The sequence below is a fragment of the Hydrogenobacter hydrogenophilus genome (genome assembly GCF_900215655.1).
In the GTDB taxonomy this organism is placed as follows: Bacteria; Aquificota; Aquificia; order Aquificales; family Aquificaceae; genus Hydrogenobacter; species Hydrogenobacter hydrogenophilus.
In genome coordinates this window covers 176,920-197,031 of record NZ_OBEN01000002.1, presented here as the reverse complement: position 1 = coordinate 197,031, position 20,112 = coordinate 176,920, and the positions used below count along the sequence as shown (strand labels likewise).

At 41.6% G+C, this 20,112-nt stretch carries 16 protein-coding genes and 1 tRNA gene; 9 read left to right on the top strand and 8 right to left on the bottom strand.

What is annotated here, in order from left to right:
* The first annotated feature begins 27 nt into the window (after positions 1 to 27).
* Together CP948_RS03755 and CP948_RS03750 are read left to right on the top strand one after the other, a co-directional pair.
* A complete protein-coding gene (locus tag CP948_RS03755) occupies positions 28 to 1,890 on the top strand; it encodes an ATP-dependent DNA helicase (protein ID WP_245810076.1) in 1,863 nt (620 codons plus the stop codon).
* Between the two features lie 5 nt (positions 1,891 to 1,895).
* On the top strand, positions 1,896 to 3,071 hold the full coding sequence (locus tag CP948_RS03750) for an ABC transporter ATP-binding protein (protein ID WP_096601235.1): 1,176 nt from the start codon (positions 1,896 to 1,898) through the stop codon (positions 3,069 to 3,071).
* Here CP948_RS03750 and CP948_RS03745 read toward each other — a convergent pair.
* The 7 genes from CP948_RS03745 to xth are packed head-to-tail and all read right to left on the bottom strand — an operon-like array spanning position 3,036 to position 11,390.
* Complete coding sequence (locus CP948_RS03745; protein ID WP_096601233.1) at positions 3,036 to 4,301, bottom strand: NADP-dependent isocitrate dehydrogenase; 1,266 nt, start codon at positions 4,299 to 4,301, stop codon at positions 3,036 to 3,038. The two genes, CP948_RS03750 and CP948_RS03745, sit on opposite strands and share 36 nt — an antisense overlap.
* A gap of 5 nt (positions 4,302 to 4,306) precedes the next feature.
* Positions 4,307 to 5,497: a class I SAM-dependent methyltransferase gene (locus CP948_RS03740; protein ID WP_096601231.1), complete on the bottom strand. Its 1,191-nt coding sequence runs from the start codon at positions 5,495 to 5,497 to the stop codon at positions 4,307 to 4,309.
* A gap of 40 nt (positions 5,498 to 5,537) precedes the next feature.
* Positions 5,538 to 6,368, bottom strand: a complete 831-nt coding sequence (locus CP948_RS03735) for a deoxyribonuclease IV (protein ID WP_096601229.1) — start codon at positions 6,366 to 6,368, stop codon at positions 5,538 to 5,540.
* Positions 6,356 to 7,354 carry a DHH family phosphoesterase gene (locus CP948_RS03730; RefSeq protein ID WP_096601227.1) on the bottom strand — a complete coding sequence of 333 codons (999 nt, stop codon included), beginning with the start codon at positions 7,352 to 7,354 and terminating at the stop codon, positions 6,356 to 6,358. Before CP948_RS03730 ends, CP948_RS03735 begins: the two co-directional genes overlap by 13 nt.
* A gap of 23 nt (positions 7,355 to 7,377) precedes the next feature.
* The gene (gene ileS / locus CP948_RS03725; RefSeq protein WP_096601225.1) at positions 7,378 to 10,146 is read right to left on the bottom strand and encodes an isoleucine--tRNA ligase; all 2,769 of its coding nucleotides are present in this window, start codon (positions 10,144 to 10,146) and stop codon (positions 7,378 to 7,380) included.
* A gap of 15 nt (positions 10,147 to 10,161) precedes the next feature.
* A complete protein-coding gene (locus CP948_RS03720; RefSeq protein ID WP_096601223.1) occupies positions 10,162 to 10,587 on the bottom strand; it encodes an EamA family transporter in 426 nt (141 codons plus the stop codon).
* A complete protein-coding gene (gene xth, locus CP948_RS03715) occupies positions 10,584 to 11,390 on the bottom strand; it encodes an exodeoxyribonuclease III (protein WP_096601221.1) in 807 nt (268 codons plus the stop codon). The genes CP948_RS03720 and xth overlap by 4 nt, the downstream gene beginning before the upstream one ends.
* Before the next feature lie 60 nt (positions 11,391 to 11,450).
* Between xth and CP948_RS03710 the strand changes: the two genes are divergently transcribed.
* From CP948_RS03710 to gcvPB, 3 genes are all read left to right on the top strand, one after another.
* Positions 11,451 to 11,723, top strand: coding sequence for an HU family DNA-binding protein (locus tag CP948_RS03710; protein WP_096601219.1), 273 nt, complete (start codon positions 11,451 to 11,453; stop codon positions 11,721 to 11,723).
* Between the two features lie 70 nt (positions 11,724 to 11,793).
* A tRNA-His gene (locus CP948_RS03705) sits at positions 11,794 to 11,869 on the top strand.
* A gap of 17 nt (positions 11,870 to 11,886) precedes the next feature.
* Positions 11,887 to 13,332: an aminomethyl-transferring glycine dehydrogenase subunit GcvPB gene (gene gcvPB / locus CP948_RS03700; RefSeq protein ID WP_096601217.1), complete on the top strand. Its 1,446-nt coding sequence runs from the start codon at positions 11,887 to 11,889 to the stop codon at positions 13,330 to 13,332.
* On the opposite strand, the gene dnaN is transcribed toward gcvPB, so the two are convergent.
* Positions 13,319 to 14,404, bottom strand: coding sequence for a DNA polymerase III subunit beta (gene dnaN / locus CP948_RS03695; protein WP_096601215.1), 1,086 nt, complete (start codon positions 14,402 to 14,404; stop codon positions 13,319 to 13,321). The two genes, gcvPB and dnaN, sit on opposite strands and share 14 nt — an antisense overlap.
* A gap of 15 nt (positions 14,405 to 14,419) precedes the next feature.
* Between dnaN and CP948_RS03690 the strand changes: the two genes are divergently transcribed.
* The 4 genes from CP948_RS03690 to CP948_RS03675 are packed head-to-tail and all read left to right on the top strand — an operon-like array spanning position 14,420 to position 20,075.
* Positions 14,420 to 16,870: a CBS domain-containing protein gene (locus tag CP948_RS03690; RefSeq protein ID WP_096601213.1), complete on the top strand. Its 2,451-nt coding sequence runs from the start codon at positions 14,420 to 14,422 to the stop codon at positions 16,868 to 16,870.
* A gap of 7 nt (positions 16,871 to 16,877) precedes the next feature.
* Positions 16,878 to 18,290, top strand: coding sequence for a glutamate--tRNA ligase (gene gltX, locus CP948_RS03685; protein ID WP_096601295.1), 1,413 nt, complete (start codon positions 16,878 to 16,880; stop codon positions 18,288 to 18,290).
* The gene (gene murG, locus CP948_RS03680) at positions 18,287 to 19,348 is read left to right on the top strand and encodes an undecaprenyldiphospho-muramoylpentapeptide beta-N-acetylglucosaminyltransferase (RefSeq protein WP_096601211.1); all 1,062 of its coding nucleotides are present in this window, start codon (positions 18,287 to 18,289) and stop codon (positions 19,346 to 19,348) included. The genes gltX and murG overlap by 4 nt, the downstream gene beginning before the upstream one ends.
* Positions 19,341 to 20,075, top strand: a complete 735-nt coding sequence (locus tag CP948_RS03675) for a 6-carboxyhexanoate--CoA ligase (protein ID WP_096601209.1) — start codon at positions 19,341 to 19,343, stop codon at positions 20,073 to 20,075. The genes murG and CP948_RS03675 overlap by 8 nt, the downstream gene beginning before the upstream one ends.
* Positions 20,076 to 20,112: the final 37 nt, after the last annotated feature.

The following is a 20,112-nucleotide window of genomic DNA, read 5'->3' as shown; positions in this document are numbered from 1 at the left end:
TAAAGAACTGTGCTTTTATATGAGTTTTTGCTTCAAAAAGGACTTGAGAAGAGAAGGGTCCAAGAGAAGTTTTTTCAGATAGTGCTTTCCGTTATGGATGAAGGGGGAATAAAAATAGTACAAGCCCCAACGGGTACAGGTAAGACTTACGGTTATCTAATACCTATCATAGAAAGAGGACAGAAGGCTATAATCTCAACAGGAACCAAGCTGCTTCAAGAACAACTCAGAAGAGACATAGAGGTCCTAAGAAGCTACAGTGAGTATCTATTAGGAAGCCAAGTTAATTATCTTGTGATAAAGGGTAGGTCCAACTACCTTTGTTTGGACAGATACTACGCTGAGAAGCACCAAATACCTCAAATCGACACCGCTATGGAAAACGGTTGGGACGGAGATTTTGAATTTGTAAATGTGGATCAAGAGATAAAAGAAAAACTGTGTGTTGATGAAGACTACTGTACACCTAATTACAGAAACTTGTGCAGATACAAAAACGAGTGCTATTACTGGGGAAGACTTAAGAAGCTAGAAAGGTCTGCAGACATTCTCGTTGTCAATCACGCTCTTTTGACTCTAAAAGACTTTGAAGACACGCAGGAGAGAATATTGGTAATAGACGAAGCTCACGAACTTGATAGATACATAACGAATAGTTTAACAAGTGGTATATCTCTCTACACCCTGCGTGTAGAAATTATGGGTAAGATAAGAGAGTTTTTGCCTTCAGCAGACGCTGACTTGGAAACATTTTTTATAGAAAACTTTGAAAAGCTCTTTAAGCATGATAAAGATCAGATAGCTATTGAAAGGGTCAAACAATACGCAGAGGATTTTCAAAAGCGCATAGTAGATCCCCTTGAGTCACTCTACTCCCGCATTAAAGAGGAGGTGCGCTATCGCATAGCGAGTTTTTTGGAAGATAGACTCTTTGTCAGTTTGAGTTTAAAGGACTACCTTCTAAGAACTAACCTGATAACCCAAGAAGAATTCATAAGTATAAAATCTACATACGATGAACTCAGCCAAGAGGAACAGGATTTTCTGAGAAAGCTAAAATCATACGAGCTTTTAACCAAAAAGATAATAAGATTAAAGGAATTTCTTAAAGCTATGAGAGAGGAAAACCAGGAGCTTGGATTTATAGTAAGCAGAAGCTGGAGCAAAAAGCTGGGTACCTACAACTATAAGCTTGAGTGCTTTCCCGTATTTCCTGCGGGTTTTGTAGACTTTGATGGATATAAGGGAGTTATAATTACATCCGCTACTGCAGACCCAGAAGATCTCAAGAAAACCCTTGGTATAGTAGGTGAGTATTACGAGCTGGAGCATACACTTCCGTATTATCAAGTACATTTTCTTGTCTATAAAGTAGACCCCAAAGATGAGGATTGGAAAGACTGTCTTTTTAGGGCTTACAAATACCTTAGGACACTCTACGATAAGGTTCTTATACTTCTTACCAACAAAGATCACAAGGCTTTTTTTGAAAGAGAAGAAGGACTGGCTTTTCAGGGAGAAGAAAATCTTTCTAAGTTAGTAGAAGAGCTCAGAGCTGGTAAAATAAAGGCTCTGGTGGGACTTGATAGCTTATGGTTTGGTGTGGATGTCAAAGGTGAAAAGGGAATTCTCATGTCAAAGCTTCCCTTTGAAAGTCCAGAGGATCCTATAACTTTCCACAGGATAAGGTTTTTGAAGTCTATAGGCGAAAACCCTTTTGAATATCAAAAAAGAAAAGCTCTCATAAAGTTCAGGCAAGGTATAGGCAGGCTAATGAGGAGTAAGGAAGATAGAGGCACCATAGTACTCTGCGATAGGAGAATATTTAAGTTCAAAGAGTTTCTTGTGGCGGTAAAAGAACTTGGCATACAAGTCAAAACAGTAAAATAAGATACATGCACATAATAGAACTAAAAGATGTGTCAAAAATTTACAGAGTTTACAAAAAGCCGTCAGACAGACTAAAAGAGATTCTTTTCCGAAAGCGCTTCAGCCACGAGAAAATAGCTTTAAAGAATATAAACCTAAAGGTAAGAAAAGGTGAGGCTCTTGGTGTTTTGGGAGAAAACGGTGCCGGTAAGAGTACACTGCTCTCCATAATGTCTGGTGTGCAAGAACCAAGTTCTGGAGAAGTAAGGGTGTCAGGAAGAGTATCTGCCATATTGGAGCTGGGTGCTGGTTTTCACCCAGAGTTTACTGGTATAGAAAACGCTTACATGTACGCTTCTTTGAATGGCCTTTCAAAAAAGGATATAGACCAAAGGATTGATTTTATAAGGGATTTTTCCGAGCTTGGGGACCATATTTACCAACCCATAAAGACTTACTCCACAGGAATGGTGGTCAGGCTTGCCTTTTCTGTAATGATAGCATTGGAACCTGATATTTTCATCATAGATGAAGCTCTATCTGTTGGGGACATACACTTTCAGAAGAAATCCTTTGACAAGATAAGGGAGTTCAAAGAAAGAGGCGGTACGCTGATTTTTACAACGCATTCCACATATCAAATAACTAACATTTGCGATAGAGCCATATGGCTAAAAGATGGAAGTATACAGATGGAAGGAGATCCTTTTTATGTGGTCAAGGAGTACGAGGACTACATGAGAGAAAAGGACAAAGGAAATACAAATATACAAATACAAAGAGCTAACATAACTCACGCTTACATAGAAGACTTCAAACTATCCCATCAGGAGATAAGACCTGGATATACCCTAAAAGCTTTGGTAAGGATAAAGTCAAGTAAAAGGGAAAAGGTGGTTCTTGCTATCATCTTCAGGAGGAATGATAATATAATGCTTAGTGTTTACTCTACAAAGCACGAAGGTGTAGAGATAGTGGTTAATGATAGCTTGGATGTGGTGTTTTCTTTTGAGGACTTTCCTTTACTTTACGGTAGATACTTTGCAGATGCGTATCTTTTGGACGAAAGCGCCAGTGTAATTTACGATGTGAAAAGCTTACCTTTTGACGTACCAAAAGGGTCTGTTTTAGAGCTGGGTATATTTAGGATAAAGGGGAAGTTGGAATTAAATCCTGTCCGCTATAGCTTTAGCAAACTCTAAGGTACTTAGTTCTTTTGCTGTTATACCTTGTCTTCTAAAGCCATTGGCTATGTCTGGTGTACCAAGTTTGTCCTCTATTGCTCTCTTTACTGCGTGGTATATGAGCTGACTTGCCTCTTTCCAACCTAAATACTCTAACATCATCGCCCCAGAGAGAGTAAGGGAAAGAGGATTGGCTATACCTTTACCCGCTATGTCGTAGGCTGTTCCATGAGTACTTTCAAAAAGAGCGTATCCATCACCTATATTTCCGCTGGGCACAAAGCCCGGACCACCTACAAGAGCAGAAGCTAAGTCTGATATGTAATCTCCATTAAGGTTCTGCGTGATGATGACATCGTAAGCTTCTGGCTTTAGCACCAACTGCATGAGCATCTGATCGGTTATGACTTTGACCATAAGCACTTGACCATCTTTTGGCTCCCCTTCAGTTATTACTTTTCCTTCAAATTCAGGTTCCTTTGCCACCTCAAAAGCCCAGTTCATAAAGGCACCTTCTGTGGCTTTCATTATGTTCCCCTTTCCTACAACCGCTACTACCTTTTTGTTATTTTCTATTGCCCATCTTAAAGCTTTTCTTACATGTCTTTTTGTTTTATACTCGCTCATGGGTTTTACCGTAATTCCGCAATCTTCAGGAAGAGCATATTCAGAAACCCCCATTTCCTCTATGAAAAACTTTCTAACTTTCTGAGTGTTTTCAGCTTTAGGCATGTACTCTATGGACATGTATACATCATCGGAGTTTTCCCTGAAAACGGCTAAGTTTACCCTTTCTGGATTAGGTATGGGAGTAGGTTGTCCAAGCCAATATACGGGTCTTATGGCAGAATAAAAGTCCATAGATTGACGCAGTATGGCATTAAGGGACTTACCTCCTTTCCCTACAGGTGTTCCAAGTGGTCCCTTTATACCTACAACTGCCTGTTTTAGAAACTCCAAGGTCTCTTCTGGCATTCTCTTTCCTGTTTTCTCCTCTGCTTTATCACCCGCCAAAAGCTCTACCCAGTAGATGGTTCTTGAACCTCCGTAGGCTTTCTCTACAGCAGTATTTACTATATGTATCATGGCAGGTGTGATTTCCGAACCTATACCATCACCCTCTATGAATGGTATGATGGGTTGGTCGGGCACATGTATGTTTTTGTCCTCTCCTATCCTTATAAACTCGCCTTCCTGTGGTAATTTTACACTTCCTTCCCATTTGTAGACATTATCCATCTTTATCATGCTTTCTATTTTAACACTTCATAAGCAGGTAGGAAATATCTTTTCATTATGGGGTAATCATTCACCACACCCTTGGAAAAGAGCAGTTGGAAGAGATGATTAGAAGCGGTCAGGAAAGATACAGCGGAAGATGTAAGATAAAGCTCCCACATACGGAAGAATTCCTCACCATACTTTTGTATAACTTTTTCTCTATGTTGGTAAAACCTTTTTCTCCACTCTTTTAGGGTTCTATAGTAGTGAAGTCTCCAATTATCTATGTCTATGAGATTAAAGCCTAAGCCTTTTGTAGCTTGGAGTATCTCTGTAAGAGCAGGTATATACCCACCTGGGAATATGTACTTTCTTATCCATTGGCTTTGGGTCTCTGGAAGCACCTTTCCTATGGTATGAAGCAAGAAGAGTCCACCATCGTCCATGATTCTATCAACTACTTTAAAGAAAGTTCTATGTCTTCCCTTACCTACATGCTCAAACATACCTACAGAAACAACCTTGTTAAACTTTTCTCCTAAACTGGGTAAGTCTTCGTAATGCATAAGGTAAACCCTTACTTTATCTTGTAGTCCCTCTCTCTCTATCTTGGATTTTATATACTCGTACTGATTCTTTGAAAGGGTTATTCCCACTGTTTGTATGTTGTAAAGCTTTGGCACTTCAAGGATTATAGAACCCCATCCACAGCCTATATCCAGTAGTTTATCACCATCTGTGAGCTGTAGTTTTTCGTAAATTATACTTCTCTTTTCAGCCTGTGCCTCTTCAAGACTTTGGTCTTTAGAAGAAAAAAAGGCACACGAGTAGGTCATAGAACTGTCAAGCCAGAGACTGTAAAAGTCATTCCCAAGGTCGTAGTGTTTTCTTACTTCCTTTCCTTCAACAAACTTCAAAAAACCTAATACTTTCAAGATATTCCTAATCAAGCTATTCCTAAAACTTTTATCACTCTCCTTCTCTTTCAAGTAGCTTACGCAAGCTATTAAAAAACGCTCTAAGTCCCCGTTTATCTCTATGTCTCCTTTCATATAGGCTTCACCAAAACCCATCTCAGGATTTCTTAGTATGTTTCTAACAGCCTTTGAGTCTTTGATCCTCACTCTGCAAGTACCATTACCTATGGCCCTACCGTCAGGAAGTTCAACACAGAGACCACCTTCAGTCCTTTTGCTTACCTCTTCTATCAGAGCATCTATCATAGTAAACCCCTCCGTTTATAATAATTTATGCGTAGAATTCTTAAAGTATGCTCCTTAGTGTTTGTAGGTTCTTTCTATCCCAATCATCTTCCTTTGGTGTTTCTAAATAGTAAGGTAGGTTTGAAAAGTAAGGATCTTTAAGGAAAAGCCTGAAAGCCTGTGTGCCCATGTATCCTAAACCTATGTGTTCGTGTCTGTCTTTTTTACCACCTAACGGCACTTTTGAGTCGTTGCAGTGCACCGCTTTTATACTTTCTATACCCACCGTGCTTTCTGCCTCTTTTTTAAAGGCATTAAAACCTTCCGCAGTATTTATAGCATAGCCGTAAGCAAAGGCATGACATGTGTCTATGCACACACCCACTTTCAGGTCCTTGAAGGGTTCTATGAGTTTTTTTAGCTCCTCAAAGTTTTTACCGAGGTCTCCCTTTTCTCCTGCTGTGTTTTCAAAAAGCACGCATGTATGCTTTGGTGTATATGTAGAAAATACCTCTTCCAAGCTCCTTATGATGTTTCTTATACCTTCTTCATCACTTATGCCTTTTGCGGTGCCAGGGTGAAAGTTGTAGTAATCTACTCCAAGAAGGTCGCAAAGCTTTAGTTCCTCAAGAAACACCTCTACGGACTTTTTTCTCAAGCTGTCATCTTGGCTTGCTAAGTTTAAAAGATAAGGAGCATGAACCATAATATAATCCCAGCTCTTTTTAAGCTTTTTAAAGGTTTCTACTTCTTCTGGGCTTATATCTTTTGCTTTCCAAGCTCTTGGGCTTCTCAAAAAGAACTGAAAGACTTCAGCCCCTACCTGCTTTGCTCTCTCAAAGGTATTTATTATGGAACCAGCAGAAGATACATGGACACCTAAGCGGGGCATTGTACCTGCAGTTGTGTTTGCTCTTGGTTTAGTTCTTCTCTAATGGCAGAAAGTAGAAGTTCTACAGCGGATTGTGCGGAATCTGCTTTTATTTTGCATCCAGATGCGTACTTATGTCCTCCTCCTCCAAGCCTCTGTGCTACGCTTGCTACATTTACCTTCTCTTTGGACCTCAGGGATGCTTTCCATACACCTTCATCCGCTTTTTCTATAAGTGCGAAAGCTACTTCCACACCTTCTATGGACCTTGGGAAGTTTACGAGCCCTTCACTGTCTGGGTAAGTGGTGCCAGTTTCTTTAAAGAACCTATCATAAATGATAATACCTGCCACCAAACCATCTTCGTAGAGCGTTAAGGTGTCAAGCGCTTTGGAGATGAGACGCATCTTTCCTAGAGATTCCCTTTCGCTGAACATCACATAAACTTTATGAGGGTCTGCACCTTTTTCTACAAGCTCCTTTGCCATCTGGAAGGTATCTGCGTTGGTGTTGGAGTATTTGAAAAAGCCCGTATCAGTTGCAAGACCTGCGTACAGACATTCTGCTATTTCTTGATCTATTGCAGACTCATCCCACGTTTTAAGAAGATGGTATATTATAGCTGTTGTAGAAGGAGCGGAAGGGTCTATGTAGTCGTACGGTGAGTAAAACTCACCTCCTATGTGGTGATCTATTCTCACCTTTTTTATGGCTCTGACCTCTGTACCTGCTCTATAAAAACCGCTTGCATCTACTATTATTCCTGTATCAAATACTTCAGGTGTAGGAAGTGGTATGACCTCCTCGCAGTGTGGTAGAAAATCAAGAAAGTGAGGCACTTTGTCTTTGCACCCCACTTTAACATTTTTACCCTTCTTCTTCAAAAAGAGATACAGAGCTAAAGCGCTTCCAAGAGTGTCCGCGTCGGGATTTTCGTGAGAAAACACAAGTATAGAACCTTTTTCCTCTTTTAGCATGTCTATAATAGGTATGCCTTCGTATCTCATGACTACCTCCAAGCTTTTATAATTTACACCTGCAGACCCATTTTAACCACTGCTGTCGCACATCTATTACAAAGTTCTCCTACAAACTCTTCCTCCCTGTAGTACATCCAACATCTTGGACATTTCTTGCCTTCAGCCTTTTGTACGCCTACAAATACACCTTCCTCGCTGTTGGTTATGTAATAACCTCCTTCTGATAGCTCCACCTGACTGACTGTGAGGTAAAACTTTATGTAGTCTTTGTACTTTCTTACAAGGTCCATATACTCCTGATTACCCCAAAGGAAAACCTTGGCTTCGTAAGGATGGTTAATGTACTTATCTTTTCTTGCCATCTCTATGGCTTTCATAACCTCGTCCCTTAACTTTTCAAGCTTGGAGTAATCTGTGAGTAGTTCTTGGTCTATCAGGTTATCGTCTGGAGAGGGTATGGTGTGGAAGAAAACGCTCTCTTCAAGACTTTCGTCCATTTTTCTTATGTATTCCCAAACCTCCTCCACGGTAAAGCTCAAAAAGGGAGCCATAACTAAAGTCAAAGCTTTTAGAAGATGGTACAAAACTGTCTGAGCGGATCTTCTTTCCCAAGAGTCTGGTGCGTAGGTATAGAGCCTGTCTTTTAGCACATCAAGATACAAACTTGAAAGTTCCACACTGCAGAAATTCCTGATGATCTGATAAACCCTGTGAAAGGCATACTCCCTGTAGTGCTTGTGCAGTTCCTTTAATATGAGCTGAAGGCGTGATATCATCCATCTGTCAAAGTGGTGAAGCTGATGATAGGGAAGAACATCCCGTGAAGTAAAGTCATAAAGGTTAGCCAGTAGAAACCTTAAGGTGTTCCTTATTTTCTTGTAGTCCTCAACTACTCTTTGGAGTATGGATCTGCCTAACTTTACATCTTGGGTGTAATCTTCTGATACTACCCAAAGTCTTAATATGTCCGCTCCTAAATCTTTTATGACTTCCTGAGGAGAGACCACATTACCCAAGGATTTGGACATCTTCCTCCCCTGTTCATCAACGGTAAAGCCGTGTGTGAGTACAGACTTGTAGGGAGCTTTTCCGTAAGATGCTACAGACTCAAGGAGTGATGACTGAAACCATCCTCTGTGTTGGTCAGACCCTTCCAAGTACATGTCTGCAGTTTCTATACCCATTCTCCTCAAAACGCACGCATGGGAAGATCCAGAATCAAACCACACATCAAGAATGTCCTCTTCCTTCCTAAACTCATCGCTTCCACACTTGGGACACGCATAGCCTTCTGGTAGAAGCTCTTTTTCTGTTAGTTCAAACCACACATCCGCACCATAAGGATGGTTTTCTATAAGCCTTGCCACATGCTCAAATACTTCTTCTTCTGCTATTATATGGCCACATCTTTTACAGTAAAAGACCGTTATGGGAACTCCCCAGTAGCGCTGTCTTGATATGCACCAATCTGGTCTGGTTTCCACCATAGACCTTATTCTGTTTATTCCATAGGGTGGTATCCACTTGACTTTGTCTATCTCCTCAAGGGCTAACTCCCTGAGGGTTTTTCCATCCTTTTTGCCTTCCATGCTTATAAACCACTGAGATGTTGCTCTGAATATCACTGGATTTTTACATCTCCAGCAGTGTGGATAAGAGTGAGTAATAGTGCCTTCATAAAGCAAAAGCCCCCTGCTCTTTAGGTCCTCTATTATGAGTTTGTTGGCATCAAATACCCTTATGCCTCTTAAAAAGTCAGGTGCGGGTGGTATAAACCTCCCTTCATCATCAACGGGTGCAAAGGGTTCAAGTCCGTACCTTATTCCCACAAGGTAGTCCTCCCTACCGTGTCCTGGTGCCATATGCACTATGCCCGTGCCAGCAGTTAACTCCACAAACTCTGAGGGATAAACCTTATTTATCCCTCCGTAAGGTGATTGGTACTCAAGCTCCAAAAGTTCTTTCCCCTTAACGCTTTTAACGACCCTACCTTTTAGCTGAGTGATGTTTTCAAAGTCTTCAACAAGCTCCTTAGCGATTATGTATGTCTCGTCTCCTACTTGGTAAAAGACATACTCGTAGTCCTCTCCTACCATAACACCCATGTTTGCGGGAAGTGTCCAAGGTGTAGTAGTCCATATAACAAGATAGATGCTTTTTTGGTTTATCAGAGGGAGCTTTACATAAATACTTGGGTCCTGTCTTTCGTAATACTCTACTTCTGCCTCCGCTTCCGCTGTTTTATCGTATATGCACCAATAAACAGGCTTTTTGCTTTTTATCACAAAACCTTTTTTAAAGAGTCTTCCCAGTTCTCTTACCTCACCTGCCTGATAGCTTGGGTCCATAGTCAGATATGGCTCTTCCCAGTTTCCCAGCACGCCTAACCTTTTGAACTCTTCTCTTTGAATGTCTACGAACTTCTTCGCATACTCTCTGCATAGTTTTCTAAATTCCACTTTACTTATGCTTTCTTTGTCTATCTTCTTGGCTTTTAGCTCTTTTTCTACCTGCTGTTCTATGGGAAGTCCATGACAGTCCCATCCTGGTATGTAATGTATTTTGTAGCCAGACATGAGCATGTATTTGTTTATAACATCTTTTAACACCTTGTTTAGCGCATGCCCTATGTGTATGTTGCCGTTAGCGTAGGGGGGTCCATCGTGAAGCACAAAAAGAGGTCTGCCTTGTGTAGCAGATTCTAACTTTTTGTAGAGACCCTCCCACCTTTTGAGAATGATAGGTTCCCTTTCTGGTAGGTTGGCTTTCATAGGAAAATCTGTTTTGGGAAGGTTCAGCGTTTCCTTATAGTCTCTCATAAAAGGTATATTTTATCACTTTTGGAAAGATAAGGACAGTAAGGAAACACCTGCTATTATGAGCACTATACCAGCGACTTTTTGCCAACTTAGAGATTCTCCAAGAAACACATAGGCAAACATAGCGCTCCAAAGAGGTGATATGGAAGCTACTGGTGAAACAATAGAAACATCACCATGACGCAAAGCTAAGAAGAAAAGGTAAAGACCTAAAAAACCCGAAAGAAAGCCTCCAATAAAGGCAAACATTAAGTACTTAGGATTTACCCATAGGGATTCACCAAGTATAGCGGTAATGAGAACTGCTGTAATAAAAGCGGAGAGGTTGTGAAATATTAAGATAACAGAGGGTGGAATACCCTCTTTGATCACTAACTTAAAAAAGGAAGGCGCTAAACCCCATACCAAGCTTGCCAGCAAAGCCAGAAAAAAAGCCTTCATATCTCAAACACCCCGATCACAGGCGCATGGTCTGATGGTTTTGGAACTCTTCTTTTTCTTGGCCACATATCCACATAAACATCTCTCAGGTGTGGTAATAAGGGTTTTGTTATCAAGATGTAGTCAATGCGCATACCTTGGTCTTTCCAGATCATGCCTCCTATGTAATCCCACCAAGTAAACTGTCTCTTTTGGGGATAAAGGTATCTAAAAGCATCTATAAAACCCCATGATAGAACTTTTCTCAGAGCTTGTCTCTCCTCTTCCATAGTTCCTATAGTGTCCTTTAAAAGCACAGGGTCGTAAACATCTATATCTTCAAGAGCTACATTCATATCACCCACAAGTATTATCTTATCATCTGGGCTGAAGCGCTCTTGTAAAAACCTTAAGAACCTTTCGTAAAAGTTCAGTTTCCAATAAAACTTTTTGCCTCCACGGGCTTCTCCGTGAGGGAAATAAACGTTTATAATCCACAAGTCCTTTAGCCTTCCACCTATTACCCGCTTTTCCTCATCGTAGAGGGGATCCCCCATACCTTTGAAAACCTCTTGTAGTTCAAGCTTAGAGCATATAGCCACTCCGTTGTAAGTTTTTTGTCCATAAGTGTAGCACTTATACCCGAGCTTTAGAAAGTCTTCTGTAGGAAAGTTTTCGTCCGGCACTTTGAGTTCCTGGAGGCAAAGGATATCCACGGGATCCCTTTCTAACCAAGACAGGACAAGCTCTTTTCTTGTGTTTATTGAGTTTACATTGTAAGATGCTACCTTAAAGTTTCCGTTTTTTCTAATTTTCTCTTGCATAGTGCTAAAGCTTGATGTATTATTATAGTCCGAGTAAAACTTTTGTAAGGAGGGATTGCCATGACAAAGGCTGAGCTTGTTTCTGCAGTTGCAAAGGGAGCGGGCATAACCAAGAAGCAGGCAGATGCCGCTCTAAAAGCTGCCATATCTGCCATAGCAGGGTCCCTAAAGAAGGGGGAAAGGGTCGCCATACCCGGCTTTGGTATATTTACTGTAAGGAAAAGGGCAGCAAGGAAGGGGAGGAATCCCAGAACTGGCGCAGTCATCAACATACCAGCCAGAAAGGTGGTAACCTTCAGGCCTGCCAAGGACCTTAGGGAATCCATAAAGTAAACTTCCCTTATTTTCTTTGGGGAGGTTCTCCTCCCCTTTTAACCCTTAGGACTTATAATTAAGATAGTAGGAGGGTGTAGCTCAGTTGGTAGAGCAGTGGACTGTGGATCCACGGGTCGCGGGTTCGAGTCCCGTCACCCTCCCCAACAAGAAGAGCTGAACTATGAAGTTGATCTTTGAACTTTCAAGGAAAGGAAGGAAGGGTTATTCTTTACCTGTTTTAGATGTGCCTGAGATAAACTTAGAAGATTACTTAGGAGATTACTTTAGGCAGGAGCTTAACTTTCCCCAAGTTTCTGAGCTTGATGTAATAAGACACTACACTAACCTTTCCAAACTTAACTATTCTGTAGATACTAACTTTTATCCCCTTGGCTCTTGTAGTATGAAGTACAATCCCAAAATATGTGAGGAGCTCTCCAGGTGGGAGGAGTTCGCGAGCATTCATCCCATGACACCAGAAGAGTTCGCTCAAGGTAGCCTTGAGATCATTTACAAACTAAAAGAACTTCTCAAAGAGCTTGGAGGTTTTTCTGAGGTTTGTCTTCAGCCTGCTGCTGGTGCTCAAGGTGAGCTTTTGGGTCTTCTTCTAATAAGGGCTTACCACAGAGATAGAGGCAAAGAACACAAAAGAAAAATACTCATACCTGACTCTGCGCACGGGACTAACCCAGCATCTGCTGTCATATGCGGTTTTGAGGTGATCACGGTAAAAAGCGATGCCAACGGTGAGCTTGATTGGAAAGACTTTTCTGAAAAACTGGACGAGGATACCGCAGGGCTTATGATAACAAATCCCAACACCCTGGGTATCTTTGAAAGAAAGATAAAAGACATGGCGGATGCTCTGCACGAAAAGGGTGCCCTTCTTTACATGGACGGTGCCAACTTTAACGCTCTTGTAGGTATTGCCAAGCCGGGTTTATGGGGTGTAGATGTGATGCATTTTAACCTTCATAAGACCTTTGGTACCCCCCATGGCGGTGGTGGTCCTGGTGGAGGCGCTCTTGGTGTTTCTGAAAAGCTAAAGCCCTATTTACCTGTGCCTCAGGTGGAGTTTGATGGCGAGAGGTATTTTTTAAACTGGGAAAATCCAAAAAGTGTAGGGAAAGTGCTTGCATACTTTGGACATTTTGGAGTTATGTTAAGAGCCCTTGCTTACATACTTATATACGGTCAGGAAATAAGTAATGTTGCCAAGTACGCAGTTTTAAATGCAAGATATCTCAGACATCTTTTGAAGGATCAGCTCGTAGATCCATACAAGCATGTGCCCTGTATGCACGAGTTTGTTCTTTCTGCCAGTAATCTTGCTAAATACGATGTGAGAGCTATAGATGTAGCCAAGGCTCTTTTGGACTATGGTTTTTACGCTCCTACTGTTTATTTCCCTCTAATAGTTAAGGAAGCTCTTATGATAGAGCCTACAGAGACAGAAAGCATAGATACACTTGAAGCTTTCGCAAAGGCTTTAGAGGAGATCATCAAGTGCGCAAAAGAAAATCCTCAGAAGATAAAATCGGCACCAGAAAAAACACCGGTCAGAAGGATAAAGGAAGCAGAAGCCAACAGAAACCCCGTACTTAGATACCCTTTTAGATCCTCATAGGCATCACAAGGCAGAGGTAAGGATCTTTCTCTTTGTCCTCACTCTCTATTACTACAGCGGTATCTGGGTCAACTATCTTTACCCAGACTTTTTTTACATCAAAACTTTCTAACGCTTCTACAAGATACTTCCCGTTGAAACCAAGTTCTATAGGCTCTCCGGTATAATCTACCTCCATCTCGTCCCTTCCTTCCCCATATTCAGGTTCGGATATCTCAAGGATGGCAAGGTGGTCTTGAAAGCTCAACTTTACAGGAAAGGCAGAGCTCTCCGCTATGGCAGAAAGGCGCTTGAGACACCCCAAGAACTCATCTTTATCAACTAAGATCTCAGCACTAAAACTTTGAGGTATAACGCTCAGATAATCTGGATAATCTCCTTCCAAGAGCCTAACAGAAAGCTCCCATTCTTCACCTTTTAGGTGGGCAAAAGACTCATCTTTGCCTGCAAGCACCTCACCTATACTACCTTTTAAAAGCCCTTCTATCACCTTAAGGCTTTTTCTGGGAAGCAAAAGTTCAAGGGGAAAGCTTGCAGAGCTAAAATACAGCGCTAGCCTGTGTCCATCAGAGCCTACAAAGTGAGTTTTCCCTTTGTGTTCGTGTATGTACATACCTTGAAGAGCGTACCTGGTGTCTTCCTTTGATATGGCATACTCCGTCTTATCTATAGCTTTAGCCAGCTCACGGGCGGACAGTTGTGCGGAAACCACCACCTGAGGAAACTCAGGGAAGTCCTCTGGCTCAAGAGCGGTAAGACGGAAGGTGCTTCTACCACCTGTTATGGACAGCTTTCCCTCCTTGAGTTCTCCGTGCACAAAAGCAGAACTCAGAGCCTTCACAACACTGGTTAGTTTATCCGCATTGACAGCAATAGAACCCTCCTGTGATACATCAGCTTTTACGGTAAAGCTGAGGAAGTTCTCAAGGTCTGTTGCTTTAATGGTAATGGTGTCTTCTTGAGCTTGCAAGAGGAAGTTGTTGAGCACAGGAAGGGCGGACTTTTTCTCTGTTGCGGACTTTGCCTTAGAAAGTGCAGAAAGAAACTCCTCCCTGTCTACTGAAAATTTCATATTTAAGATTATACCATGGAAAAAGTGATAGTTTTAGAAGAGGGTGCGGACCTTGATGCTCTGTCATGTGCCTATGGGGTGCAACTTCTTTACCCTGATAGCAAACTTTTAAGACCCAAACAGCTTTCCAAAAAAGCAGGTGAGGTTTTCAGGGACTTTAAGGATTTTTTCAGGATCATAGAGGAACTTCCACCAGAGTTTGACCTAATACTCGTGGACACTTCTAACTATAAGGAATACCTTGAAAAGCTAAAGGGGAGGGTCAGGAGTGTGATAGTGTATGACCACCATCCTACAAAGCTTGAATGTTGTGAGGGAAAAGTGGAGCAAGTAGGAAGTGCTACCACCTTAGTGGTTGAAGAACTAATGTCAAGGAACGTGGATATAACTGCTGAGTCCGCAACCCTTTTGAGCTTTGGTATATACGAAGACACAGGTTTTTTGAGCTATGAGGGGACCACTTCAAGGGATGCAAGGGCTATAGCTTGGCTTCTTGAAAAGGGCGCAAACCTTAGGCTCATACGCAAGTACCTTTTGGATACTTGGAGCAAAGAGCAGATAGATACCCTTTCTAAACACTTACATTCCATGGAATCTTTGTTTTTAAACGGAAAGAGAGTTCTCATAGTGGTTTTAAAGTCTGAGGATTACCAACCAGATGTGCTTAACATCCTTTATGAACTCAGGGAAGTAAAGTCTGCAGATGCTCTTTTTGTTATAGTATCTGCAGGCTACAAAACATATGTGTTTGGGAGGAGTATAAAGGGAGAGTTTGATGTGGAGAGTGTTCTTGAAAGATTGGGTGGTGGGGGGCATTCCTTTGCGAGCGCTGTAAAGTTAGAAGGGGTTGACGCAGAAAGGGTAAAATCTGTGCTTACATCCTTACTTGAAGGGAAAAATCCTCCTCTGAGGGTAAAGGATGTGATGACATCTCCACCCTTTGTGCTCCATCAGGACACTCCAGTCTCAAATGCCTTGCTGGAACTTTCCCAAAGGAACTTTGCTGGCGCACCTGTGGTGGATGATAGTGGCAAATTAGTAGGTATAGTTTACAAAAAGAACCTTCTAAAAGTAGCAAAGCACTATCCTTATGGGCGCGTTAAGGACTTTATGGTTGTGGATTTTCATCAGCTTTCACCAGAAGACTTTATATGGAAGGCAGAAGAGATCCTATCCCATTATGGGGAAAAACTCATACCGGTAGTGGAAAACTCTAACTTAGTAGGTGTGATCACAAGGCTTGACCTTCTTTACAGTATTAGAGAGCAAACTGCAGAGATTAAGGCTCACGAAAAGGTAATAAAACTACCCACACATGTGGAAGAAACAGCTAAACAGGTGGGCACAATAGCGCAGGAGCTTGGTTTTAGGGCTTATCTGGTGGGAGGTGTAGTGAGGGACATACTCCTAAAAAAAGAAGTTTGGGACATAGACTTTGTAATTGAAGGAGACGCTATAAAGGTGGCACAAAGACTCGCAGAAAAACACGGAGTAGACTACCATCCTTTTGAAGAGTTCCGCACCGCTCACATAAAGGTCAATGGTCTAAAACTGGAATTTGCCACCACCAGAAGGGAAACATACCCTCACCCTGGTGCATACCCCCTTGTGGAATACGCAGGACTCAAAGAAGATCTTCTGCGTAGGGATTTTACCATAAACGCCATGGCAGTTTGTGTAAATCCCGACTGCTTTGGCACTTTGATAGATTACTTTGGTGGGCTCAGAGACCTCAAGGACAAACTCATAAGGGTGCTCCACCCTCTGAGCTTTGTAGAAGACCCAGTGAGGATTCTAAGAGCCTTGCGTTTTGCCGGCAGATTGGGATTTAAGCTATCAAAAAGCACGGAAAAACTCCTCATAAACGCAGTATCAGCAGGGCTTATAGCAAAAGCTCCCAAAGGTAGGCTTATGAACGAACTACGCTTAGCTCTCAGAGAGGAAAGAATCTTTGAGATACTTGAGCTTTACAAAAAGTACGGCGTGTTGGAGCATGTTCTTGTAGGAATAAGGTGGTCACCTCAGCTTGAAAAAAAACTTCTCAGCCTAAGAGATGTAATAGCATGGCACAGAATAGAGTTTCCCAAAGAAAAGATAGATTACGGGTGGGTTTATCTTCTTGTCCTGCTTGAAGAGAGTGAAAAAGGTATGGATTTTTTGGTGGACATAAGTGCTCCTGCTTGGGTAAGAGAAACTTACGAGGACATAAAGAAGAACAAAAAGGAACTCACAAAAAAGCTCTTGAGTGCACAGAAAAACTCAGAAATATACCTTCTGCTAAAGAATAAACCCCTACCTTTCCTGCTTATTTTGATGACGGAAGAAGACATAAAGGAAAAAGTAAGGGTATACCTTGAAAAACTGCGATCTGTAAAAGTTGATTTGGAGAAGTTCAAAGGTTTAAGTGGAAGACAGTTGGGAAAAGCCATAGAAGAGGAAAAGATGAAGCTCATGGATGCCTTATAATAAAAGCATGGTGATAACAAGATTTGCTCCAAGTCCCACTGGATACCTGCACCTTGGTAATGCAAGGACCGCTATTTTCAGCTATCTCTTTGCACGCCACCATAATGGTAAGTTCATCCTTAGGATAGAAGACACGGATTTGGAAAGGTCAACAAAGGAATTTGAAGAAACGCTCATTGAAGACCTCCTCTGGTTAGGCTTAGAGTGGGATGAGTTTTACAGGCAGTCAGAAAGGTTTGACATATACAGACAGTACGCTCAAAAGCTCATAGAGTTGGGTCATGCCTACCCGTGCTTTTGCTCTCCCGAGGAATTAGAAGAAGAAAGGCAAAGGGCAGTAGAAAAGGGAGTGGCATACAGGTATTCGGGAAAGTGCAGGGTTTTATCACAAGAAGAGGTAGAGTATCTAAAAAGCATTGGAAAGCCCTACACCATACGCTTTAAAGTGCCTCACAGTCAGGATGTAGTCTTTGAGGACATCATCAGAGGACACATATCCATAAACACAGATGATTTTGGAGACTTTGTGATAGTAAGAAGTGATGGAACACCCACCTACAACTTTGTGGTGGTCATAGACGACGCTCTTATGGGTATAACACATGTCATTAGGGGAGAGGACCACATACCCAACACACCCAAACAGATCCTCATATACAGAGCCTTAGGTTTTTCTTTACCGCAGTTTGCCCACCTTCCTGTGATCCTTGGTGAGGACAGAAGCAAGCTCTCCAAAAGGCACGGTGCGGTATCGGTAAAAAACTACAGAGAGGATGGCTATCTTCCTGAAGCCATGCTCAATTACCTCTGCCTTTTGGGTTGGTCTCCTCCACAGGAGGGCAGGGAGATATACACAAAGCAGGAGCTCATAGAACTCTTTGACATCAAAGATGTAAATACTTCCCCCGCTGTTTTTAGCAAAGAAAAGCTAAAGTGGATGAACGGTGTTTATATAAGGCAGGTTTTGGACATAGAAACTCTCATAGATAGGATCATTCCTTTTCTTGAATCTGCAGGCTACCAAGTAGAAGACAGAAATTACCTAAGGAAGGTGCTTGAAAAAACCAGAGACTCTTTTGAAACACTAAAAGAAGCGGTTGAGAGGCTCAGGCCTTTCTTTGTGGATGAGTTTGAACTCTCAGAGGAGCTTTGGAACGAACTTGAGAACGCAAAGGCGTATGATATACTTTCCCTGCTGTTGAAAAAGATAAAAGAGAGAGAACTAAATGCTCAAAGCATAAAGGAGATAGCCAAAGAAGTCCAAAAAGAATTGAATGTGAAGGCAAAGGATGTGTGGCACTTACTAAGAATAGCCCTCACAGGACAGTTGCAGGGTGTAGGTGTGGACATAATGTGCGATGTACTACCAAAGGATAGAGTCCTAAAGAGAATAGAAAGGCTCCTTCAGAAGATAGCATGAAGTTTTATGTATCAGGGGGAGGTACTGGAGGACACTTTTTCCCTGCGCTGGCTCTGATAGAGTGTATGTTGGAGAAGGGTTTAGATGTTGAGTTTGTGGGTTCTAAAAGAGGTATAGAGAATAGGCTCAAGAGCTCAATACCTTGCAAGGCAACTTTTGTAGAATCTTACCCTTTTGTAGGAAGAAGCGTAAAAGATAAGATAAAAGCTATAGTGTACTCCCTGTTTGAAAGTTTGAAGCTAACAAGATACATAAAAACCGCGCAAGGTGGCATAGTTTTTGGCGGTTATGCAAGCCTACCCTTAGGTATGGCACTAATCGTAAAAAGAAAGCCTCTTTACCTACACGAGCAGAACTCTGTTCCCAGCACTACCAACACGCTTCTTAGCAGGTTTGCCACTAAGGTGTTTATCACCTTTGAACACTCAAGGCGCTTTTTTCCCAAAGAAAAGGTGGTAAAGACAGGTATTCCCGTAAGAAAGAGATTACTAAGAAGTCATCTTGACAAAAAGCAAGTAAAAGAGTCTTTTGGTTTTGATCCTACAAAGCCAGTGCTTCTGATAATAGGAGGAAGTCAGGGAGCTGAATTCCTTAACCGCTTAGCTCTTGATGTGTTTTCTCACCTTCACCTTCAGGGTATTCACTTAACAGGAGAAAAAGATAAAGAGTTCGTATCGGATTTTTACAGAGATAAAAAACTACCCGTCAAGGTCTTTGACTTCAGCGACAAGATGGAGTATATATATACTGCATGCGATGTGGCCATCTCAAGAGCAGGAGCAAGTACCATAACAGAGCTTTCCATATTTGGCATACCTGCTGTTTTTGTGCCTTTTCCTTTTTCCGCAAAAGACCACCAATTTTACAACGCTAAGGAGATAGAGCAGATGGGAGGAGGTATAGTCCTAAGACAGGAATACGCTAACCTTGAAAGGATCATTAAGGCTCTTGAACACATTCTTGCTAACATAGAAGACTTTTCAAAAAAGATAAAGGAGTTTGCCAATCCAAGCGCCTGTGAGGACATACTAAGGCATATAATTTTTAATCATGCGTAGTGTTAGGATGAGAGCGGAACTTGACGGAAAGCATGTATCTGGTGCAGAAAGGGTAATACCACACTACGAGCTTGAAAGGGTTGTTGCAGAACTTCTAAAAAGACCCAAAAGGTACGACAAGATAGTCATAACAGTTGAAAGAGTTGATAACATAGAAACCATACCGTACTCCCTTCCTATAAAAAGCTATGACTTTGAGAGTGTAGAACAAGCCCATAACTTTGTAGTAAAAAAACTCAAGGAGATAGGAATAAGTGAAGATTTGGTACGAAAAGCTCTAAAGCTTTTAACGGAAGGACCAAATCCTAAGGGAGGAAACATGAGGGGTGCAGTTTTGATGGATGTAGAAAGCGGAGAAAGGTTAGAGCCAGACCAAGAAAGAGGTATAAGGACATCAAGGATAGATTGGAGAAACCGTAGCGCAGTAAAAGAAGCTTTAAAGGAGAGAGGCATAAAAAAGTTCTATCTTGAGAGGCTTATAGATGCCTTAGCCATAGCTACCAAAAACATACACTGCGGAGTTATAGCAGAAGTATGCTGGAGTGATGACCCAGAGTACACAACAGGATACATAGCAAGCAAGGATCTTGGCTACATAAGGATAAAGCCCATGAAAGAAGAAAACACACCTATAGGTGGAAGGGTCTACTTTATAAAAAGGGAAAACTTACAAAAACTAATAGAGTGTTTGGAAAAAAAAGTTATGCTTATAGAACAGCTTGTATAAAGCTCTCTTAAAAAATTATAAGCAGTTTGAATAATCT

Bases quoted from the DNA above. Each gene is read 5' to 3' on its own strand.
- CP948_RS03750 (WP_096601235.1), top strand. From the start codon at position 1,896: ATGCACATAATAGAACTAAAAGATGTGTCAAAAATTTACAGAGTTTAC.
- CP948_RS03745 (WP_096601233.1), bottom strand. From the start codon at position 4,301: ATGATAAAGATGGATAATGTCTACAAATGGGAAGGAAGTGTAAAATTA.
- CP948_RS03740 (WP_096601231.1), bottom strand. From the start codon at position 5,497: ATGATAGATGCTCTGATAGAAGAGGTAAGCAAAAGGACTGAAGGTGGT.
- CP948_RS03735 (WP_096601229.1), bottom strand. From the start codon at position 6,368: ATGCCCCGCTTAGGTGTCCATGTATCTTCTGCTGGTTCCATAATAAAT.
- CP948_RS03730 (WP_096601227.1), bottom strand. From the start codon at position 7,354: ATGAGATACGAAGGCATACCTATTATAGACATGCTAAAAGAGGAAAAA.
- ileS (WP_096601225.1), bottom strand. From the start codon at position 10,146: ATGAGAGACTATAAGGAAACGCTGAACCTTCCCAAAACAGATTTTCCT.
- CP948_RS03720 (WP_096601223.1), bottom strand. From the start codon at position 10,587: ATGAAGGCTTTTTTTCTGGCTTTGCTGGCAAGCTTGGTATGGGGTTTA.
- xth (WP_096601221.1), bottom strand. From the start codon at position 11,390: ATGCAAGAGAAAATTAGAAAAAACGGAAACTTTAAGGTAGCATCTTAC.
- CP948_RS03710 (WP_096601219.1), top strand. From the start codon at position 11,451: ATGACAAAGGCTGAGCTTGTTTCTGCAGTTGCAAAGGGAGCGGGCATA.
- gcvPB (WP_096601217.1), top strand. From the start codon at position 11,887: ATGAAGTTGATCTTTGAACTTTCAAGGAAAGGAAGGAAGGGTTATTCT.
- dnaN (WP_096601215.1), bottom strand. From the start codon at position 14,404: ATGAAATTTTCAGTAGACAGGGAGGAGTTTCTTTCTGCACTTTCTAAG.
- CP948_RS03690 (WP_096601213.1), top strand. From the start codon at position 14,420: ATGGAAAAAGTGATAGTTTTAGAAGAGGGTGCGGACCTTGATGCTCTG.
- gltX (WP_096601295.1), top strand. From the start codon at position 16,878: ATGGTGATAACAAGATTTGCTCCAAGTCCCACTGGATACCTGCACCTT.
- murG (WP_096601211.1), top strand. From the start codon at position 18,287: ATGAAGTTTTATGTATCAGGGGGAGGTACTGGAGGACACTTTTTCCCT.
- CP948_RS03675 (WP_096601209.1), top strand. From the start codon at position 19,341: ATGCGTAGTGTTAGGATGAGAGCGGAACTTGACGGAAAGCATGTATCT.